The organism is Isoptericola cucumis (assembly GCF_014635665.1).
Classification (GTDB): Bacteria; Actinomycetota; Actinomycetes; order Actinomycetales; family Cellulomonadaceae; genus Isoptericola; species Isoptericola cucumis.
Map to the genome: position 1 here is coordinate 1 of NZ_BMDG01000012.1, position 19,075 is coordinate 19,075.

The 19,075-nt window shown below is 75.3% G+C and carries 19 protein-coding genes; 7 read left to right on the forward strand and 12 right to left on the reverse strand.

From position 1 onward, the window contains the following. Positions 1–253: 253 nt before the first annotated feature. A complete protein-coding gene (locus tag IEW03_RS16055; protein ID WP_188524719.1) occupies positions 254–2,221 on the forward strand; it encodes a YhgE/Pip domain-containing protein in 1,968 nt (655 codons plus the stop codon). A gap of 78 nt (positions 2,222–2,299) precedes the next feature. Here IEW03_RS16055 and IEW03_RS16060 read toward each other — a convergent pair whose 3' ends face one another. From IEW03_RS16060 to IEW03_RS16070, 3 genes are all read right to left on the reverse strand, one after another. After that, positions 2,300–4,675, reverse strand: a complete 2,376-nt coding sequence (locus IEW03_RS16060; RefSeq protein ID WP_188524720.1) for a bifunctional metallophosphatase/5'-nucleotidase — start codon at positions 4,673–4,675, stop codon at positions 2,300–2,302. Between the two features lie 135 nt (positions 4,676–4,810). Then, on the reverse strand, positions 4,811–5,215 hold the full coding sequence (locus tag IEW03_RS16065; RefSeq protein ID WP_188524721.1) for a DUF3817 domain-containing protein: 405 nt from the start codon (positions 5,213–5,215) through the stop codon (positions 4,811–4,813). A gap of 104 nt (positions 5,216–5,319) precedes the next feature. Continuing rightward, a complete protein-coding gene (locus IEW03_RS16070) occupies positions 5,320–5,913 on the reverse strand; it encodes a hemerythrin domain-containing protein (protein WP_188524722.1) in 594 nt (197 codons plus the stop codon). A 148-nt stretch (positions 5,914–6,061) separates the two neighbouring features. On the opposite strand from IEW03_RS16070, the gene IEW03_RS16075 reads away from it, so the two are divergent. The 4 genes from IEW03_RS16075 (at position 6,062) to IEW03_RS16090 (ending at position 9,073) form a co-directional block, all read left to right on the forward strand. Next, a complete protein-coding gene (locus IEW03_RS16075; protein ID WP_188524723.1) occupies positions 6,062–7,030 on the forward strand; it encodes an endonuclease/exonuclease/phosphatase family protein in 969 nt (322 codons plus the stop codon). Between the two features lie 122 nt (positions 7,031–7,152). Beyond that, positions 7,153–7,437, forward strand: coding sequence for a DUF4287 domain-containing protein (locus tag IEW03_RS16080; RefSeq protein WP_188524724.1), 285 nt, complete (start codon positions 7,153–7,155; stop codon positions 7,435–7,437). Then, positions 7,434–8,372 carry an alpha/beta fold hydrolase gene (locus IEW03_RS16085; protein WP_229738341.1) on the forward strand — a complete coding sequence of 313 codons (939 nt, stop codon included), beginning with the start codon at positions 7,434–7,436 and terminating at the stop codon, positions 8,370–8,372. Before IEW03_RS16080 ends, IEW03_RS16085 begins: the two co-directional genes overlap by 4 nt. 35 nt (positions 8,373–8,407) lie before the next feature. After that, positions 8,408–9,073 carry an MBL fold metallo-hydrolase gene (locus IEW03_RS16090; protein ID WP_188524725.1) on the forward strand — a complete coding sequence of 222 codons (666 nt, stop codon included), beginning with the start codon at positions 8,408–8,410 and terminating at the stop codon, positions 9,071–9,073. Positions 9,074–9,076: 3 nt separating this feature from the next. Here IEW03_RS16090 and IEW03_RS16095 read toward each other — a convergent pair whose 3' ends face one another. After that, entirely contained in the window at positions 9,077–10,234 is a 1,158-nt protein-coding gene (locus IEW03_RS16095) for a GNAT family N-acetyltransferase (RefSeq protein ID WP_188524726.1), read from the reverse strand. 84 nt (positions 10,235–10,318) lie between these two features. Then, a complete protein-coding gene (locus IEW03_RS16100) occupies positions 10,319–11,527 on the reverse strand; it encodes a winged helix DNA-binding domain-containing protein (protein ID WP_188524727.1) in 1,209 nt (402 codons plus the stop codon). A gap of 58 nt (positions 11,528–11,585) precedes the next feature. Between IEW03_RS16100 and IEW03_RS16105 the strand changes: the two genes are divergently transcribed. Beyond that, positions 11,586–12,140, forward strand: a complete 555-nt coding sequence (locus IEW03_RS16105) for a GNAT family N-acetyltransferase (RefSeq protein WP_229738343.1) — start codon at positions 11,586–11,588, stop codon at positions 12,138–12,140. A 27-nt stretch (positions 12,141–12,167) separates the two neighbouring features. On the opposite strand, the gene IEW03_RS16110 is transcribed toward IEW03_RS16105, so the two are convergent. Then, the gene (locus tag IEW03_RS16110; RefSeq protein WP_188524728.1) at positions 12,168–12,965 is read right to left on the reverse strand and encodes an SDR family oxidoreductase; all 798 of its coding nucleotides are present in this window, start codon (positions 12,963–12,965) and stop codon (positions 12,168–12,170) included. A 138-nt stretch (positions 12,966–13,103) separates the two neighbouring features. Between IEW03_RS16110 and IEW03_RS16115 the strand changes: the two genes are divergently transcribed. Further along, positions 13,104–13,475, forward strand: a complete 372-nt coding sequence (locus IEW03_RS16115) for a DUF4440 domain-containing protein (RefSeq protein ID WP_188524729.1) — start codon at positions 13,104–13,106, stop codon at positions 13,473–13,475. 18 nt (positions 13,476–13,493) lie between these two features. Here the strand turns inward: IEW03_RS16115 and IEW03_RS16120 are convergent, their stop codons facing one another. From IEW03_RS16120 to IEW03_RS16145, 6 genes are all read right to left on the reverse strand, one after another. Continuing rightward, entirely contained in the window at positions 13,494–14,294 is an 801-nt protein-coding gene (locus IEW03_RS16120) for an SDR family NAD(P)-dependent oxidoreductase (RefSeq protein ID WP_188524730.1), read from the reverse strand. Further along, positions 14,294–16,663 (reverse strand): ATP-binding cassette domain-containing protein, encoded by a 2,370-nt coding sequence (locus tag IEW03_RS16125; protein ID WP_188524731.1) that lies wholly within the window; start codon positions 16,661–16,663, stop codon positions 14,294–14,296. Before IEW03_RS16125 ends, IEW03_RS16120 begins: the two co-directional genes overlap by 1 nt. 79 nt (positions 16,664–16,742) lie before the next feature. Further along, positions 16,743–17,330, reverse strand: coding sequence for an MOSC domain-containing protein (locus tag IEW03_RS16130; protein WP_229738345.1), 588 nt, complete (start codon positions 17,328–17,330; stop codon positions 16,743–16,745). Between the two features lie 156 nt (positions 17,331–17,486). Further along, positions 17,487–17,897 carry a VOC family protein gene (locus IEW03_RS16135; RefSeq protein ID WP_188524732.1) on the reverse strand — a complete coding sequence of 137 codons (411 nt, stop codon included), beginning with the start codon at positions 17,895–17,897 and terminating at the stop codon, positions 17,487–17,489. A 5-nt stretch (positions 17,898–17,902) separates the two neighbouring features. After that, on the reverse strand, positions 17,903–18,286 hold the full coding sequence (locus IEW03_RS16140; protein WP_229738380.1) for a helix-turn-helix transcriptional regulator: 384 nt from the start codon (positions 18,284–18,286) through the stop codon (positions 17,903–17,905). Positions 18,287–18,348: 62 nt separating this feature from the next. Continuing rightward, positions 18,349–19,005, reverse strand: a complete 657-nt coding sequence (locus tag IEW03_RS16145; RefSeq protein WP_188524734.1) for a GNAT family N-acetyltransferase — start codon at positions 19,003–19,005, stop codon at positions 18,349–18,351. Positions 19,006–19,075: the final 70 nt, after the last annotated feature.

Sequence of the window (19,075 nt, forward strand, 5' to 3'; positions counted from 1 at the left end):
GCCCGAGACCTCTACCACCTACTCGAACGGGGACCGATCGTCGCTTGACATCCATAGGAGCGTCCCCTCGGCCGGCCCGGCCCGGCGCTGCGGCGCGGCGGTCTCTCAGATCGTGTCCTGATCGTGACGCACCGCCGGCCCCGTTACTGAGGGATCCTCAGTAGTCTCCTGCTCAGCCCCGTCGACGGCGACGGGCCACGGCCGTGCCGTGCTGGACTGCGCCGACGGCGGCGCGGACTGGAATGAGGCTCCGATGAACTCGACCACCCCTGCCATCCGCGGGTCCCGCGGCCCGACCGTCTCCACGATCGCGGCCGTCGCCGCCCTGGCACTCGCCGCGCTCGTCGCGCTCGTGGTGCTCGTCTCCCTCAACAGCCAGGTGGCCGACGGCGCCGTCCGGCTCGACACCGGCGCGGACCAGGTCTCCGACGGGGCCGGCCAGCTCGCCGACGGGAGCACGCAGCTCGCCGACGGCGCGACCGACCTGTCCGACGGCGCCACCGACCTGTCCGACGGGGCCGCGCTGCTGTCCGACGGCGGTGGCGAGCTCGTGGCCGGCACCACCCGCCTCGTCAAGGGCTCGGGCGAGCTCCGCGACGGCCTGGTCGGCAAGCTCCAGCCCGGCACGCTCGAGGCCCTCGACGGCATCATCGTGCTGGAGGACGGCACCCGGCAGCTGCGCGACGGTTCCGCCGAGCTCGGCGCCGGCATCGTCCAGGCCGACGACGGCGCGGGTGATCTGGCGGACGGCACCAGCAGGCTCGCCGCGGGTTCTGGCGTCCTCGCCGATGGCACGGCCCAGGTCGCGGGCGGTGCCTCTGCCGTCGCGGACGGCAACAAGGTGCTCGCCGACGGCTCGGCCGTCCTCGCCGACGGCAACTCCCAGGTCGCGGCCGGCGCCGGCACCGTGGCCGCGGGCCTCGACGACCTCGTCACCTCGGGCGGCGAGCTCGCGGCCGGGGCCCGGGCCGCAGCCGGCGGCGCCGTGAAGCTCGACGAGGGTGCTGCCACGCTCGCGGAAGGCGGTGACGCCCTGGCGACCGGGACGGCGACAGCCGCCGCGGGCGCGGACGAGCTCTCCGCGGGCGCGGCCCACCTCGCGGCGGGGATCACCACCGCCGCCGACGGCAGCGGCGCCCTCGTGGAAGGCCTCGGCCAGGTGGCCGGCGGCGCCGAGCAGGTCGCCGGCGGGGCCGGCTCGCTCCGCGACAAGCTCACCGCTCTCGCGGCCGCGACCGAGGACGCCACGCTCAAGGCCACGCTGCAGCAGCTGGCCGCCGGCGCCTCGGACGTCGCTGCGGGCGCGACGGGCGTCAGCAACGGTGCAGCCGAGAGCCACGCCGGCGCGGTCCGGCTCCACGGCGGCTTCACCGCCGACGAGGGCCTCGTCAACGGTTCCCAGGCGCTCAGCGCGGGTGCGTCGTCGCTGAAGGAGGGCACGGCGAAGGCCGCCGCCGGGGCCGCGGCGGTCTCGACGGGCGCCGACGACCTCGCGCAGGGCGCGAGCGACCTGCGTGTCGGGACCGCGAAGGTCAGCGGCGGGATCACCGCCGTGCTGGACGGCGGGTCCCGGCTGCGCGACGGCGCCCATCAGGTGGCCACCGGGGCCGGGCAGACCGCCGCCGGGGCCGAGGAGCTCGCCGGCGGCGCGACGACGCTGGCGGACGGGTCCGCGCGCGTCTTCGCCGGGTCGTACGACGCCGCGGTGGGTGCCGCGACGGTCGCGGCGGGCAACTCCGACGCCGCGGCGGGCGCCGCGGCGCTCGCCGACGGGCTCCCGCAGCTCGTCGACGGCAGCGCGACGCTCACCAGCAAGCTCGGCGACGCGCGGACCGGCGCCGGCAAGCTGGTGGACGGCCTGGACCGGATCGCGGTGGGCACGAACGACGCCGCCGAGGGGATCCGCAAGCTCGCGGGCGGCGCCGTGGAGCTGGACGAGGGCGCCGCCGACCTCGCGGACGGGACCACCGAGCTGGCCTCGGGCGCGGACCTGGTGTCCGCGGGCGCGACGCGCCTGGCCACCGGCAGCGCCGACCTGTCCGTCGGGGCGGCGACACTCTCCGACGGCACGGTCGAGCTCGCCGACGGCACCGGCACCCTGCGGTCCGAGATGGAGGCCAGCCCGGCCGGCACGATGTCGGTGGCCAGCAGCATCCTGCTCGGGATCGGGCTGCTCGCCGGCGTGGCGGCGGTCGCGCTGCTGATGCGGCGCCGCATCTGACCGACGCACCACGGACGGACGGCCTGGCCCGACATCATCGGGCCAGGCCGTCCGTCCGTCTCTGCCGTCGTCGCTCGGTCAGCCGCGGCTGCCGAAGATGATCTCCCACAGGCTCTTGACCCGGACGGTGGTGGTCGTCGTGGCCGGCTCGGTGGCGTCGTCGCCCGAGTACCGCACCTCCACCTCGACCGTGCCGGGCTTGAACGGGCCGACCCGCAGCCGGCCGTCGCCCTTCGCGTTCAGCCGGTCGGTGTCCGCCGCCTTGCCGTTGACGGTCGCGGTGACGGTGCCGGCCGGGGTGCCGGCGGGCGACGCGACCGTCACGTCGAGGCGGGCACGCTGGAACCACGCGACGACCGTCTCGGGCGCGTCGACGGTGATCGTCGGCTCCGCCTTCGCCGGCTCCGACACCTCGACCGGCACGGCGACCTCGGTGCCGGTCGCCGCCCCGGCGAGCGTGAGCGTCGCGGTGCCTGCGGGCGTGTCCGGCGGCAGGGTGACCTGGACGGACGCGGTGCCCGCCTCGTCGTCGGCCGCGCGGCCGATCGTGCTGTCCACCGCCGCGGAGCCGAGCGTCCGGTCGCCGAGGGACACGGTCAGCTCCGGGTCGGTGACGTCGTCCGACCCGGTCATGGCCCAGGACGACACGTCGAACGCGACGGTGCCGCCGGGCTCGTACGCCTCCGGGGCACCGGCCGGGAAGGAGACACCGACGGCGTGCTGGGCGGCGTCGACGGGCAACGGCTCGGACGCCGCGAAGGCCGCCATGTAGTCGACGAAGGCCGTGAGGTCGCTCTTGCCGGTGTCACGGGCGCCGGTGCCCTCGGCGAAGGCGCGGAAGTTGTCGCCGCCGGTGGCCAGGAACGAGTTGACCGTCACGGAGTAGGACGTGGCCTCCTCGATCGGCTCGCCGTCGAGCCACATGCCCGTGATCCGGTCGCCCTCGGGGCGCGCCGGGTCGTAGGTGTGCTCGAAGCCGGCCGAGACGCCGAGGCGCAGGAACGGGCGGCTCAGCACGTTGCCGTCGGCGTCGCGCTGCCACTGCTGCTCGAGCACGGCCTTGATCTGCGCTCCGGTGAGCTGCATGTTCACCAGCGTGTTGGCGAACGGCTGCACGGTCGCCGCCTGCTTGTACGTGACCGTGCGGGGGAACGCGTCGTCGCCGCTGCCGACCAGGTCGGCACGCAGGCCGCCGGGGTTCATGAACGCGATCTGGGCACCGCCGGACTCGGGAGCCTCGGTGGCCCAGCGCTGCACCTCGGCGACGAGGTTGCCGAGCGTGGACTCGCCGCCCCGGTTCTCCGCGAGCACGTCCTGCCCGGTCTCGGAGTCGACGGTCCACCGCTGCGCACGGTCCAGCTCGCCCGCGATCTGCCCCAGCGGCTCGGCGCCCAGCACGTCCGCCTCCGCGACGGCGTCCGCGACGAGCTTCTCGACCTCCGCGTCGGCCGGGTAGTTCCCCGCGAGCGGCAGCACGGCCGTCTCGACGCCCGCGACCTCGCCGGTCGCGGCGTCGACCGAGTACACGAGCCGGTTGAGGTTGTAGCCGTACTGGCCGGCCGACACGACGGGGCGCTCGGTGACGGCCTCCCCCGCCCACTCCTCGACGGGGAACGCGCAGTCGTAGGCGAGGTGGGTGTGCCCGGAGACGATGGCGTCCACCTCGGGGCCGACACCGCCCACGATGCCCGCGAACGCGTCGCCCGCCGTCGGCATCGCGGCGCACTCCGTGGACGCCGCACCCTCGTGCACCAGCAGGACGACGACGTCGGCGCCCGCGGCCTTGAGCGCGTCGGCCTCCTCGTTGGTCGTCTCGACGACGCTGCGCACCTCCAGGTCGGCGATGCCCGACGGGCTGACGAGCGTCTCGAGCTCCTCCGTGACGGCGCCGACGAAGCCGACCTGCACCTCGCCGAAGTCCTTGATCCAGCTGGCGGGGACGGCGTCCTCGCCGGTCGCCCGCACCTTGAGGTTGGCCGCGAGGTACTGCCACTGCGCGCCGCCGTACGGGTTGGTCTCGGCGTCGTACGGGGCGAGCACGCGGTCCATGAGGTCGTCGTGACCCTGGTCGAGCTCGTGGTTGCCGACCGCGGAGACGTCGAGGCCCGCGGCGTTGAGGGCGTCGATCGTCGGCTTGTCCTGCTGGATGAACGACTCGAACGTCGAGGCGCCGATGAGGTCGCCCGCCGCCGCGAACACGGTGTTCGGGTTCTGGGCGCGCAGCTGGTTCACGGCCCCGGACAGCACCGCGGCGCCGGCCTCGCTGCCGTTCGCCTGGATGCGGCCGTGGAAGTCGTTGGTGGCGAGGATCTGGACGTCGACGACGTCCTGCGCGCTGACGTCGTCGTCAGCGGCGGCGGACGAGGCACCGGCCGCCGTGAGCCCGGCGACGGCGAGGCTCAGGGACGCGACGGCGGCGGTGCGCCGTCGCGCGGTAGGACGAGGGGAAACCATGAGGCGCTCCAGGGGGCGAGAGGGCGGCACAAGGTGTGACCGACGCCACCGTAGCGGCGGCGGGCGACACGCGCGTGTCGCGCGCGAGAACGCCCCGGGAACGCCCGTCCCGGACCTGACCCGGCCTCAGCGCGCTCAGCGCGCGGCGAGCTCCTGCGCCGCGTCGCCGGACTCGTCGCCGGACCGGTCGCCCGCGCCCCCGCGGGACAGGGCCGGGTCGCTCAGGTGCCCGCTGCGGCGCAGCCACCACTCGGCCAGCAGGGTCGTCAGCGGCGGGACGGCGGCCGCGAGCGCCACGAGCGTGCGGAACCAGCCCCAGCGCAGCTTCACCGCCACGACCAGCGCGACCACGACGTAGGCCACGAACGCGGCGCCGTGCAGGCGACCGAACAGCCACACGCCCGCCTCCGTCGTCTCGGTGACGTACTTGAGGAACATGCCCACGAGCAGGCCCGCCCAGGTGAAGGCCTCGATCACGGCGACGACGGCGAAGACGCGGCCGGTGCGGGAGAGCGGCGGGCGGGCGGGCGATGCGGGCATGGCAGACCTCTCGTGGTGCGGGCGGTGGCCCCAGTCTGCCCGACCCGGCCGCGCACCCGCCCCGACGAGATGACAGCCCGTCTGCTCCCGGCGGCGGCCGTGCCTCAGGCGAGCGGGCCCAGCACCTCACGGCGGTCCGTGCCCGCGAGCGCCGCGGCGACGGCCGGCTCGTCCAGCACCTCGACGAGCCGCTTCTCCTCGTACCGGAAGTGCGTCTCCATGACGGCGTCGATGCCGTCGAGGTGACGTTCCAGCGTCGCGGCGTCGGCATGGTCGTCCACCGCACGGGCGAGGTTGCCGAGCAGGTGGTCGAGCATCGAGTGGTCGCGCTTCAGCTCCGCGACCACGTCGGCGAGGTCGGGGCGCAGCTCCAGGAGCGCGGTGAAGACGCTGGCGTCCTCGCCACGGTGGTGCCCCTCGAGCGCCTGGCAGAAGCCGTGGCAGAACAGGCCGAGCTCGCGGCGGGGGTCGACGGCCCCGGGTACCGAGGTGGCGTGGTCGGCGACCGCCTCCCGCGCGACCTCGAGCGCGTCGCGCAGGCGGGAGTGGACGGAGCGCAGCTCTTGGCCCCACGCGACGAGGCGGGCGGCGTCGTCGGGAGACGTACGGGCCGAGGGTGGGTCGGACGACGGCGTGGCAGGAGACGTCGTGGCAGGAGTGGTGGCGGGGGTCGGGGCGTCACGGTGCGGGTGGGTCACGATGGGGCCGAGCGTAGCCGCAGGCCACCCGGGTCGGCCGGTGCGCCGGTCACGGGCTCGTCGTCCGCCGGCCACCTGCCGTCCGCCGCGCGGTCATCCGCCCACGATGGGATGGTCGGGCAATCAACCCACCCTCCTGGAGGACGACATGGACCACCGCAGCTCCGCCGCCCCCGGCATCTCCCGACGCGCCGCCCTCGGCGCCGTCGGCACCCTGGGCGCCGTCGGCGCCGCCGGCGCGCTCGCCGCACCGGCCGGCGCGTCCCCGGCCGCGACGACCGGGCGGCGCCCGGCCGGCGACCCGCTGATCGGTGCCGCGAAGGGCTCGACGATCCACGCGATGAGCTTCAACATCCGCCTCGACCGCAGCGACACGACGCAGCCGGGCGAGCCGGACCACTGGCCGGACCGCGCGCCCCTGGTCACGGCGTTCCTCGCGCTGGAGCAGCCGACGATCCTCGGCGTGCAGGAGGCGGAGTTCCAGCAGCTCGTCGCCGTGGAGGAGGGTCTCGGCCGGCACTACCGGACCGTGGGCTACGGCCGCGACGGCGGCGCGGGCGGCGAGTACTCGGCGATCTTCTACGACGCGCGCCGGCTCACGCTGCTGTGGTGGGACCAGTACTGGCTGTCGGACACGCCGGACCTCATCGGCTCGGCGACCTGGGGCAACTCCGTCACCCGCATCGTCACGTGGGCCCGGTTCCGCGACGAGCGCACGGGCACCGAGTTCCTGCACGTCAACTCCCACTTCGACCACGAGTCCGAGAACGCCCGGGTGCGCAGCGCCCGGGTGGTGCGCGACCAGGTCGCCGAGGCGGGCCTGCCCGCCGTGGTCAGCGCCGACTTCAACGCGGTCGCCGGCGCCTCCGCGCCGTACGACGTCCTCGTCACCGACGGCGGGCTGCTCGACACGTGGGATGCCGCCGACCGGCAGCTCACCCCCGACGTGGGCACCTTCCCGAACTACGGCGACCCCGTGCCCGGCGGCGAGCGCATCGACTGGATCCTCGCCAGCGGCGGCGTCGAGGTCCTGGCCGCGACGGTGAACACATGGACGTCGGGCGGGCGGTACCCGAGCGACCACACCCCGGTCCAGGCCCTGCTCCGCCTCGCCTGACGCGCCTGGCTCGCCGGGCTCGCCGGGCTCGGTTCCCCGGGCCCGAGCGATGAGTCCGGCAGGCTGTCCCCGTCTGACGTGACGACCCGCCCACCCCGGGCGACGGACCGCAAGGGAGCACCATGTCGTTCCAGGCGTACCTCGACGCCGTCGAGACCACGACCGGCCACACCCCGCGCCAGCTGGTGGAGCAGGCCACGGCCAAGGGCTTCGGCCCCGGCACCAAGGCCGGCCCGATCCTCGCGTGGCTGAAGGAGGACTACGGCCTCGGGCGGGGGCACGGCATGGCGATGGTGCACGTCATCACCAAGGGGCCGTCGATCAGCACGAAGCACGTCGGCTCGGACGGGGTGCACCGCGACGAGTCGGCCACCCTGTGGCTCGACGGCAAGGCGACCCGCCCGTGACGGCGGGCGTGCCGGGCGTCGGGCCCGCGGACGGCGACGCGCTCGGGCCGGAGCGCTACGCCGAGGCCGACGGCGTGCGGCTGTGCTACCAGTCCCTCGGCGACCCGGCCGACCCCACGGTGCTGCTCGTCGGCGGTGTGGGGTCGCCGATGGACTGGTGGCCCGCCGACCTGTGCGTGGCCCTCGCGGACCTCGACGGCCCCCACCGCCGGCACGTCGTGCGCTACGACCACCGCGACACCGGCCGGTCGACGACCTGCCCGCCGGGGGCGCCGGACTACACCGGCCGCGACGTCACCGAGGACGCGCTGCGCGTGCTCGACGCCGCCGGTGTCCGCTCCGCGCACGTCGTCGGCCTGTCGATGGGCGGCGCCATCGCGCAGGAGCTCGCGCTGGAGCACCCCGACCGCGTCACGACGGCCACCCTGGTCGCCACCACCCGCGCGGTGTCGGGTCCCGACGACGCCGAGCTGCCGCCGTCGGCGCCGGAGCTCGACGGGCTCTGGGACGGCCCCGCCCCCGATCCCGCGGACACCGCGGCGCTCGTCGAGGCGGCCGTCGCCGAGGACCGCGCGCTCACCGGCCGCGGCACCTTCGACGAGGGCCGGACGCGCGCCGTCGCGACCCGCGGCGTCGAGCGCTCCATCGACCCGACAGCCGGCGGCAACCACTTCGCTGCCGAGCCCGGGGAGCCGTTCGCGGGCACGCTCGCCGACATCGCCGTGCCGACCCTGGTCGTGCACGGCACCGAGGACCCGCTGTTCCCCGGCCACGGGGAGGCCCTCGCGGCCGCGATCCCCGGCGCCCGGCTGCTGCTGCTCGAGGGGATGGGGCACCAGGCGCCGCCGCCGGAGACGTGGGACGTGCTGCTGCCGGAGCTCGCCCGGCACACCGGCTCGTCGGACCCGGGCGCCGTCCCGCGGCAGGATGGGTGACGACACGTCGTGACGGCGACCGAGAGGAGAGCGACATGTCCACCGTCGCGATGACGGTGTGGGGCCACGCCGGGATCCGGCTCGAGCGCGACGGGCGGGCGCTCGTCGTCGACCCCGGCACGTTCACCGACCCGGGCATCCTGGCCGGCGCCGACGCCGTCCTGGTGACGCACGAGCACGCCGACCACGTCGACGTCGAGGGTGTGGTCACGGCACTCGCGGACGGGTCGTCGGCCGAGGTGTGGGCGCCGGGCGCCGTCGTCGACCTCCTGGCCGGGGCGGGCGCGCCCGCCGGGCGGCTGCACGCCGTCGACGGCGGCGACGTCGTCGAGGCGGCCGGGTTCGCCGTGCAGGTCGTGGGCCACCGCCACGCGACCATCCACCCCGACCTGGAGCCGCCCGCCAACGTCGGCTACCTCGTCGACGGCGCGGTGCTGCACCCGGGCGACGCCTTCGTCCCGGTGCCGGACGGCGCCCGGGTGCAGGTGCTCGCCCTGCCCGTCAGCGGGCCGTGGCTCAAGCTGGCCGAGGCCGTGGACTACCTGCGGCAGGTGGCCCCCGGCACCGCCGTCCCGGTCCACGACGCCATCCTCAGCGACGCCGGGAGAGCCGTCGTCGACCGGATCACGGCGTCGCTCGCCGGCGACGTGCCGTACCGGCGCCTGGCCCCCGGCGAGGTGCTGGCGGTCCCGGCGGACTGACGGTCACCCCCGGCACATCGACGCGACCTCGACGAGGGGCGCCTGCAGCTCGGCCGACCCGCCGGCGGGCCGGAAGCCCAGCGCCACGTTGATGGCCAGCATCGGGCCGTTCGTCTCGTTGTTCCAGGTGGAGATCCGCCGCGTCGCCGGCCGGACGCGGGCGTGCTCGCGCAGGTTGACCGCCTTGACCAGCATCCCCAGCCGGTGGCCGCGGTGCTCGGGCAGCACGACGGTGCTCTCCTGCTCGGTGAGCCCGGGCCGGTCGTGGGCGTACTCGAGGATCGTCATCCCGGCGAGCGTGCCGGTGGCGACGTGCTCGGCGGCGGTCACCAGCAGGCCCTCGCCGCGCTCGGCGCGCTTGCCCTCCTCGACCCGGAACCGGACGCCGTCCCACGCCTCCGGCTCCAGCGCGAGCCCGCCGTTCGGCTCGTCCAGCGACAGCCGCCCCTCGAGGGCCGCGAGCTGGTCCACCCAGGCGTCGGGCACCGGGGCCTGCCACGTGTGCACGCGGTAGGCGTCCCCGGCGTGCGCGGCGGCCTCGGCCACGAACCCCTCGACCGCCCCCGCCGGCAGCGGCAGGTCGAGCACCGACCGCCGCGAGACGATCTCCAGAGCCAGCCCGGCGCGCCGGGCGAACGCCATGCCGGGCAGGTCGGCGGCCACCCGCCCGTCGCCCTCGCGCGGGACGACGGCGCCCGCGGCGCCCGCCGGCGGCTCGGCCGCGAACTCGACCTCCGCGAAGAGCGTGCTGCGCCCCTCGAGGAGGGCCGCGCGCCGCAGGTGCTCCGCCAGCGCGGCCCCGATGCCGCGCCGGCGGTGCGACGGCAGCACCGCCACCCGCGCCATCGCCAGGTGCCGGTTGTCGACCACCGGCAGGGCCAGCGCGCCGTGCCCGACGACGCGCCGCGCGCCTGCGCCACCCTGCTCGTCACCCGTCTCGACGGCCACCACCCGCACCTGCCGCACGTGCTCTTGGTGGGCCGACTCGACCCACAGGTCGACAGGTCGGGGCGCGAGGTCGTCGTGCCCCAGGTCGGCGAGGCCGACGGCCCGCTCGAGGTCCGCGATGCCGTGGTAGGCCCAGGCGTCGGGATGGTCGACCCCCGGTGCGTGCGGGGCGTCCACGAGGCGCCACGTCGGTGCGTCCGGTGCGGTGGTCATGGGGCCACGGTGCTCCCCGCACGCCGCCTGCGCCACGGCTTTTCCGCACGGGCCCGCGCCTGCCGCACCGGCGCCGTCGTGCCGTCAGGCCGGGAGCAGGCGCTCCTGGGCCGCCTCGGGCAGCTTCGCCCACCAGTGGTCGTAGCGCCGGAACGGATGCGGGTCACGACCGGCGAGCACGGCCAGGAACGACGCCGCCTCGTCGGCGAGCGCCGACCACACCTCGTCGGGCAGTCTCGTGAACGACCGCGCCTCCACGACCGGCGCGCCGCCGGCGCCGTCGACCGTGCGCCACACGCCCGCCACGTACCCGTCGACCAGCAGCGTGGGCAGGACGTCGCCGTTGACCCGCGTCACGACGCGCCGGAGCGCGGGCGGGACGATGCGGCTGCGGTCCAGGTGCGCCAGCAGGACGTTGTCCCACATGCCGAGCAGCCGCGGCGGGGCCGGGGTGTCGGCTGCGGGCCGCGGCGCGCCGGGCACGTCGTAGAGCACGGTGCCGTCGGGCCCCTCGAGCTCCTCGAGCTCGCCGGCGAGGGCGGCGACGGCCGCGCGGGCCCGCGCACGCTGCACCGTGAGGAAGTGGGCGACGTCGGCCACCGACGCCGGCCCGAACCCGGCCAGATAGCGCCGCGCCAGGGGCACGAGCGCGGCGTCCGGCTCGCCGTCGAGGCCCATGCCGGTCAGGCCGGGGGCGTCGAGACCGGGCCCGGGCAGCCACGAGACGCGCGCCGGGAACGACCAGGGGTCGCCCGTCGGGGCGTGCACGAACGGCCCGTAGTGCCGCAGCGCCCACCAGGCCCGCTTGCCGCCGCCGGGGTGCAGCGCCTCGATCCACGCGACCAGCTCGTCGCCGGTGCGGGGCCGGTCGAGCTGGGCGAGCAGCCCCGGCTGGAGCGCGTCCGCGTCGGCCGCCGTGAGGCCCGTGTCGGTGAACCGGCGGTCGCCGAGCCGGGCGCCGCGCAACGTCGGCTGCATCGCGGTGCGGTACCCGGCGTGGTCCGCGGCGTGCACCGCGTGCAGCGTGATGCGCAGCGACGTGCCCCGCACGAGCAGGCGGTCGGCGTAGGCGACGTCGAGGTCGGCGGGGTCGAACCCGTCGACCCGGTTCCACAGCGCGACGTAGGGCGCGGCGGGGAGCTGGGCCTGGAGCGCGACGAGCTCGCGCACGGTGTCCGCCACCCCGTGGGCCCCGCGGTCGGCGCCGTCGTCAGCCCCGTCGAGGACCCGCCGGCGCACGAGGAGCTGCCGGGCGAGCGTGGCCCGGTTGAGCTCCCGGGAGGTCAGCGGCACGGCAGCAGTGTGGCACCAGGTTCTGACAATCCGGGCGGGGGCGGTTACCGTCGTCGTCGTGACGACCGAGACCCCCCTGCCGGTGACGACGGACCGGTTGGTCCTGCGCGCCCACCAGCCGGAGGACCTCGAACCCCTTCTCGCGTACTACGCGAGCCCTGAGGTCTCGCGGTTCCTCCTCGAGGAACCGTGGACCCCCGACGACGCCGCAGCCCAGCTCGCCAAGCGGCTGGCGCGCACCGGCATCGACGAGCCCGGGTCCGCGCTGGCGCTGGTCGTGACGCACGACGGGCAGGTCGTGGGCGACGTCGTCCTGTGGACGACGGGCGACACCGTGTCGCGCGGGGAGATCGGCTGGGTGTTCCACCCCGAGCACACCGGGCAGGGCTTCGCGACGGAGGCCGTGCGCGCCGTCCTCGGTCTCGCCTTCGACTTCTACGGCATGCACCGCGTGGTGGCGCAGCTCGACGCCCGCAACGAGGCGTCCGCCCGCCTGTGCGAGCGGGTCGGGATGCAGCGCGAGGGGCACCTGCGCCAGGACTGGTACTCCAAGGGCGAGTGGACCGACACCCTCGTCTACGGCCTGCTGGCCTCCGACCGCGCCGCCGCCTGACGGCGTCGCTCGCGCGGGCCCGACCGCTCAGCGGCGGCCCGGGCCGGCCTCCGCCGCGAGGAACTCCGCCCACGTCTGTTTGCCGACGGCGCGGTCGGGGGCCAGGTTGGCGCCCGCCGCGTACGCGCGCGACGCGCCGCCCGGGACGCGGACCGGCACGGTCGGGCGCCGGGAGCCGACGGCGTCGAGGTAGCCGCGGATCATGGCGCGGAACGTGTGCACCTCGGGGCCCGCGAGGTCGGGCACCCTGCCCTGCGGGCTCCCGAGCGCCAGCTCGACCAGCCGCGCCGCGACCTCGTCCGCGGCGATCGGCTGCGCCTGCCACCCGGTGGGCGCCGGCACGACGGGGAGCTTCCCCAACCCCCGGGCGGCGATGAGCACCAGCTCGTGGAACTGGGTGGCGCGCAGGTTCGTCCACGGCAGGCCGGAGCCCTCCAGGACCCGCTCCGCGGCGTACTTGCTCGGCATGTAGCCGAGCACCCGGCGGTCGAACCCGGTGCGCACGGGCACCCGCTCCGCGCCCACCACCGAGACGTTCACCAGGTGCGGCCGGTGGCCCGCCTCGCGGACGGCGCGCAGCAGCGCCTGCGCCGTCGCCTCGTTGTGCAGCTGGTCGCCGGCCAGGTGCACGACGACGTCCGCGCCGCGCACCGCCTCGGTCAGGCCCTCGCCCGTCGTCCAGTCCGCCACGACGTACTCGATGCCGTCGCCCGACGCGTGCGGGCTGCGGCTGACCACCCGCACCTCGTCGACCGCTTCGACCAGCCGCGGCACGACCAGCCTGCCGAGGTGCCCCGTGCCGCCGGTGACCAGGGTCCGTGCCATGTCGTCCTCCGTGGGTCGCGGCCGCGCCCGGTGCCGGCCGTCGTCCTCCCGACGAGCCGACGCCCTCGGACGTGACGGCCCCACGACACGGTCGGCGAAGCAGCAGCGCACCGGCCGGCCCTCGCCTAGCGTGGCCGCATGAGCCAACTCACGCTGGACCGGCTGCTAGAGCTCGAGCACGCAGGATGGGCGTCGCTGTGCGAGAGCCGCGGCGGCACGTTCTACGGCCGGCTCATGACGCCCGACGGGCTCATGGTGCTCGTCAACGGGATGACGATGGACCGCAGCACCGTCGCCGCGTCGCTCGACGGCTCGCCCGCCTGGGACTCGTACGAGATCGCCGACCCGCGCCACGTGGACCTCGGCGACGGCGCGGGGGCGCTGGTCTACCGCGCCGAGGCGGTCCGCGACGGGGAGGAACCGTTCGTCGCGCTGATGTCGAGCACCTACCGCGTCGTCGACGGCGAGCCGCGGCTCGCCCTCTACCAGCAGACGACGGTCACGCACTGACCGGCCGGCGGTGCGCCGTCAGCGGCCCAGCCGGCCCAGCGCGGCCGACGGGCCGGCCAGCACCCCGCCGTCCACGGGGAGCGTGACGCCGGTGACCCACGCCCCGTCGTCGGAGGCCAGGAAGGCGACGGCGGCGGCGATGTCCTCCGGCTCCCCCACGCGCCCGAGCGGGTACAGCGGCGCCATCACGTCGGCGCCGCCCTGCCCGTCCCACACGCGGGTGCGGACGGTGCCGGGCGCAACGACGTTGATGCGCACCCGATCGGGCCCGAGCCGGACCGCGAGGTTCTGCGCGAGGGAGCTGAGGCCGGCCTTCGCGGCGGAGTAGGCCTCGTCGCCGAACGCCTGCAGGCCGTTGACGGAGCCGACGAGGACGATCGCCCCGCCGCGGCGCGACAGGTGCGGCGCCGCGGCCCGGACGACGCGCATCGGGCCGGCGAGGTTGAGGTCGACGGTCCCGGCCCAGTCGTCGTCCGTCATCCCGTCGACGACGCCGGGGTGCGGGCGGGCCCCGCCCGCCACGTTGACCAGCGCGTCGAGGCGCCCGTGGCGGCGCACGGCGTCAGCGACGGCCGCGTCGACCGACGTGGGGTCGGTGATGTCGCAGGCGACGGCCGTGGCCCGGCTGTCCTCGCGCTCGTCCTCGCGCCCTTCGTCCAACCCCGCCGCGACGGCCTCGGCCGCTGCGAGGTCGACGTCGGCCAGCACGACCGCGGCGCCCTCGGCGTGCAGCCGCCGGGCGGTGGCGGCGCCGATCCCGTGGCCCGCGCCCGTCACGAGCGCGACCCGCCCGGCGAAGCGCTCCAGCACGCGGCCCATCAGGCGCCCACGTAGTCGGCGAGGTGCTCACCCGTGACGGTGGAGCGCGCGGCGACCAGGTCGGCGGGCGTCCCCTCGAAGACCACGCGCCCGCCGTCGTGGCCGGCGCCGGGCCCGAGGTCGACGATCCAGTCGGCGTGCGCCATCACCGCCTGGTGGTGCTCGACGACGATGACGGTCTTGCCGGCGTCGACCAGCCGGTCGAGCAGGCCGAGGAGGTTCGCGACGTCGGCCAGGTGCAGGCCGGTGGTCGGCTCGTCGAGGATGTACGTGCCGCCCTTGTCGCCCATGTGCATGGCGAGCTTGAGCCGCTGCCGCTCTCCGCCGGACAGCGTGTTGAGCGGCTGGCCGAGCTTGACGTACCCCAGCCCCACGTCCTCCAGGTGCGCGAGGATCTTGTGCGCGGCGGGGATCTTCGCCTCGCCCTCGCGGAAGAACGCGTGCGCGTGGGCGACGGACAGGTCGAACACCTCGGCGATGTTCTTCCCGCCGAGCGTGTACTCCAGCACCGAGGCCATGAACCGCTTGCCGCCGCAGTCCTCGCACGGCGTCTCGACCGTCTCCATGAACCCGAGCTCGGTGTAGATGCGCCCGTTGCCCTTGCAGGTCGGGCAGGCGCCCTCCGAGTTGGCGCTGAACAGGGCCGGCTTGACGCCGTTGGCCTTCGCGAACGCCTTGCGGATCGGCTCCAGCAGGCCCGTGTACGTCGCGGGGTTGGAGCGGCGAGAGCCCTTGATCGCGCCCTGGTCGACCACGACGACCCCCTCGCGCCCCCCGAGGTTGCCGTGGATGAGCGAGCTCTTGCCGGAGCCCGCGACGCCCGTCACGACGGTCAGCACCCCGGTGGGGACGTCGACGTCCACGCCCTGCAGGTTGTTCTGCGTGGCACCGCGGATCGCCAGCGCGCCGGACGGCTCCCGCACGGTGTCCTTGACGGCCACCCGGTCGTCGAGGTGCCGGCCGGTCAGCGTGTCGCTGGCCCGCAGCCCCTCGACGGTGCCCTCGTAGCAGACGGTACCGCCGTCGGTCCCGGCACCCGGGCCGAGGTCGATCACGTGGTCGGCGACGGCGATCGCCTCCGGCTTGTGCTCGACGACGAGCACGGTGTTGCCCTTGTCGCGCAGGTCGACCAGCAGGTTGTTCATCCGCTGGATGTCGTGCGGGTGCAGGCCGATGGTGGGCTCGTCGAAGACGTACGTGACGTCCGTGAGCGCGGAGCCCAGGTGCCGGATCATCTTGGTGCGCTGCGCCTCGCCCCCGGACAGGGTGCCCGCGGGCCGGTCCAGCGAGAGGTAGCCCAGCCCGATCTCGACGAACGAGTCGAACAGGTGCAGCAGGCTCCCGACCAGCGGCGCGACGCCCGGGTCGTCGATGCCCCGCGCCCAGGTCGCGGCGTCCGTGATCTGCATGCGGCACACGTCGGCGATGCCGGCGCCGTTGACCTTCGCCGACCGGGCGGACTCGTTGAGCCGCGTGCCGTCGCAGGCGGGGCACGGCACGAACACGGCCGCCCGCTCGACGAACGCCCGGATGTGCGGCTGCAGCGACTCGGGCGCCTTGCTGAACATCGACTCGCGCAGCTTGGGGATGAGGCCCTGGTAGGTCATGTTCATCCCCAGCGCCCGGATCTTCTCCTTCTCCCGGTACAGGAAGTCGTGGCGCTCGGTCTCGCTGTAGTCCCGCACCGGCTTGTCGCCGTCCAGCAGCCCGGTCTCGGAGAACCCCTTCACCATCCAGCCGTCGGCCTTGTACCCGGGCACGAGGATCGCGCCCTCGCGCAGCGACCTGGTCTCGTCGACGATCACCGACAGGTCGAGGTCGGACACCGTGCCGCGGCCCTCGCACTCCGGGCACATGCCGCCCAGGTACACCTGGTTGCGCACGACCTTCTTCTCCACCTCGCCCCCGGCCTTGCCGGTGGAGAACACGCCGCTCGCCGTCGACGTCGGGATGTTGAACGAGAAGGCCGTCGGCGGCCCGACGTACGGCTCGCCGATGCGGCTGAACAGGTTGCGGAGCATCGCGTTCGCGTCGGTCACCGTGCCGACCGTGGACCGCACGTTGGCGCCCATGCGCTCCTGGTCCACGAGGATCGCGGTGGTGATGCCCTCGAGCGTGTCGACGTCCGGCCGCGGCAGGGACGGCATGAAGCCCTGCACGAAGGTCGAGTACGTCTCGTCGATGAGGCGCCGCGACTCGGCGGCGATCGTCGCGAACACCAGCGAGCTCTTGCCCGACCCGGAGACCCCGGTGAACACGGTCAGCCGCCGCTTGGGGATCTCGACGTCGACGTCGCGCAGGTTGTTCTCGCGCGCCCCCCGTACGCGGATCAGGTCGTGCGCGTCGGCGGCGTGCTCGCTCGTGGTCACCGTGAGGCTCCTTCGGTCGTGACGGCGCGGGCGCGCCGGGGGCGTGGGCGTGCGTGGGACGGTCGTGGTGGGACGGCGGTCATACGCGGGTGAGCGGGAGGTGCGGCGAGGCCGGCAGCTCGACGTCGACCGTGTCCCCGGGGCGGACGGTGCCACCGCGCGACACGATCCCCATGACGCCGGTGAGGCGCTCGACCTCGCCGTCGTCGCGGCGGCGCAGCACCTGCTTCAGCAGCCCGGGCCGGAAGTCGTTGATCTGCTGGCACGGGTTGCGCAGCCCGGTCACCGTCACGACCGCGCCGCCGACGGCCAGGCGCGCACCGACCGGCAGGGCGAGCAGGTCGAGCCCGCGGGTGGTGACGTTCTCCCCCAGGTCCCCGGGCCCGACGTCGTGGCCCGCCGCGCGCAGCTCGTCGAAGAGCTCGGCCTGGATGAGGTGCACCTGGCGCAGGTTCGGCTGCGAGGGGTCGACGGCGACCCGGCTGCGGTGCTGCACGGTCACGCCGGCGTGGGCGTCCCCCTCGACCCCGACGCCCTCGACCAGGACGATCCGGTCAACGGGCGGCTTGCTGAAGCCGTGGTCGGGGCTCACGTGCACGGAGACGACGCGGCCCGGGGCCGGGCCAGGGGACGTCGGTGCGGTGATCGAGGGCTCCGTGACGGTCACCGGGGTGCTCCTTCGGTCGGAGGTTCAGCCGTGGGGGAAGAGAATCGTACGCCGTACGGGAGGCAGGTCGTGCCGCCACGACCCGGGCGAGGTCCTCCGGCTCGTCGACGACCGCGCTCCGGGCGGGGCGAGGCAGCCCGGGGACGCACACCGTGCTCACCGGACCTCGTCGATGCGGACCATGTTGCCCGCGGGGTCGCGGAACGCGCAGTCGCGCACGCCCCACGGCTGCTCGGTGGGCTCGGAGACGACCTCCGCGTCGGCGGCCTGGAGCTTCGCGAACGCGCCGTCCAGGTCCTTCGTGGCGAGGATGATCGACTGGTAGCTGCCCTTGGCCATCAGCTCGACGATGGTGCGGCGCTCGTCGTCGGTGACCCCGGGGTCGGCGGCCGGCGGCGTGAGGACGAGCCGGACGTCGGGCTGCGCCGGGGAGACGAACGTCAGCCAGCGCATGGCGCCCTGGCCGACGTCCTGGGCCAGCTCGAACCCGAGGAGGTCGCGGTAGAAGCCCAGGGAGGCCTCCGGGTCGGTGTGCGGGAGGAACGTGGTGTGAATGGTGATGTCCATGGATCTCACGCTAGGTGCACCTCCACCGCCGGTGCTTCTCGATTCCTGATGGGTCGCGTGACCTGCTTGGTGACGCACGACGGCAGCTCCCCGGCGCCCGACGTCCGGGCACGGCGCGCGTACTCGCTCGGCGACATGCCCACCAGCTCCGTGAAGCGGGTGCTGAACGTGCCGAGCGACGACGACCCCACCGCGAAGCAGACGTCGGTCACGCTGAGGTCGCCGCGGCGCAGCAGGGTCATGGCCCGCTCGATGCGGCGCGTCATCAGGTAGCTGTACGGCGACTCGCCGAACGCCTGCTTGAACTGCCTGCTCAGGTGCCCGGCCGACATGTGCACGCCGCGGGCCAGCGCCTCCACGTCCAGGGGCTGCGCGAACTCGCGGTCCATCCGGTCGCGCACGCGGCGCAGCAGCGCGAGGTCGCGCAGGTGCTGCTCCGGACCGGGTCGGTTCACGTAGGCGATCCTCCTACGGCCCGACCGGCCAGGCCACCCCCGTCCCTCACCGGCCCGCTCACCGGCCCGTCCACCGGCTCAGGCGCCCCGCGCGTGCGGGCGTGCAGGTGCATGTCGTGCCAGCCGTCGGCGTGGCGCACGGACTGGCGCAGCACGGCCTCGCCCGGGATGCCCGCCTTCTCGGCGACGCGGCACGACGCAGCGTTGTCGCTCGAGTGCACCAGCTCCACGCGGTGGAAGCCGGCGTCGAAGGCCCAGTCCGTGGCGACCTGCGCCGCGGCGGGGGCCACCCCGCGACCGCGCGCCGCGGGGGCGGTCCAGTAGGCGAGGGCGCCCACGCCGTGCGGGTCGAAGAGCTTGACCGCGACCCGCCCGAGCAGCGCGTCCGACGCCGCGTCGACGACCGCCCAGCTCGACTCGCTGCCGTTCGACCAGCCCTCGCGCCAGCCCTCGAGCATCGCGCGCGCCTCCTCGTCCGAGTCGAAGGTGCGCGCGTGCCAGCGCCGGACCGCGTCGTCCGCGTAGACGGCGCGGACGGCCGGCGCGTCGTCCCCGCTCCAGGGGCGCAGCCGGGCGCCGACGGCGGGGACGTCGAGCACGGGCTGCTCGGCGGCGGCGAAGGGCGCGAACGTCACGGGGAGCAGCAGGGGCATGGCGCGATCCTGGCAGCGGCCCCGGGCACGCGCCAGCGCAATTCCCTCGCTCCGGACGGCGGTGCGGCGG

Excerpts from the sequence above, each read along its gene's own strand:
- IEW03_RS16055 (WP_188524719.1), top strand. The coding sequence starts at position 254 with ATGAACTCGACCACCCCTGCCATCCGCGGGTCCCGCGGCCCGACCGTC.
- IEW03_RS16060 (WP_188524720.1), bottom strand. The coding sequence starts at position 4,675 with ATGGTTTCCCCTCGTCCTACCGCGCGACGGCGCACCGCCGCCGTCGCG.
- IEW03_RS16065 (WP_188524721.1), bottom strand. The coding sequence starts at position 5,215 with ATGCCCGCATCGCCCGCCCGCCCGCCGCTCTCCCGCACCGGCCGCGTC.
- IEW03_RS16075 (WP_188524723.1), top strand. The coding sequence starts at position 6,062 with ATGGACCACCGCAGCTCCGCCGCCCCCGGCATCTCCCGACGCGCCGCC.
- IEW03_RS16080 (WP_188524724.1), top strand. The coding sequence starts at position 7,153 with ATGTCGTTCCAGGCGTACCTCGACGCCGTCGAGACCACGACCGGCCAC.
- IEW03_RS16090 (WP_188524725.1), top strand. The coding sequence starts at position 8,408 with ATGTCCACCGTCGCGATGACGGTGTGGGGCCACGCCGGGATCCGGCTC.
- IEW03_RS16095 (WP_188524726.1), bottom strand. The coding sequence starts at position 10,234 with ATGACCACCGCACCGGACGCACCGACGTGGCGCCTCGTGGACGCCCCG.
- IEW03_RS16110 (WP_188524728.1), bottom strand. The coding sequence starts at position 12,965 with ATGGCACGGACCCTGGTCACCGGCGGCACGGGGCACCTCGGCAGGCTG.
- IEW03_RS16115 (WP_188524729.1), top strand. The coding sequence starts at position 13,104 with ATGAGCCAACTCACGCTGGACCGGCTGCTAGAGCTCGAGCACGCAGGA.
- IEW03_RS16120 (WP_188524730.1), bottom strand. The coding sequence starts at position 14,294 with ATGGGCCGCGTGCTGGAGCGCTTCGCCGGGCGGGTCGCGCTCGTGACG.
- IEW03_RS16135 (WP_188524732.1), bottom strand. The coding sequence starts at position 17,897 with ATGGACATCACCATTCACACCACGTTCCTCCCGCACACCGACCCGGAG.
- IEW03_RS16140 (WP_229738380.1), bottom strand. The coding sequence starts at position 18,286 with ATGGACCGCGAGTTCGCGCAGCCCCTGGACGTGGAGGCGCTGGCCCGC.
- IEW03_RS16145 (WP_188524734.1), bottom strand. The coding sequence starts at position 19,005 with ATGCCCCTGCTGCTCCCCGTGACGTTCGCGCCCTTCGCCGCCGCCGAG.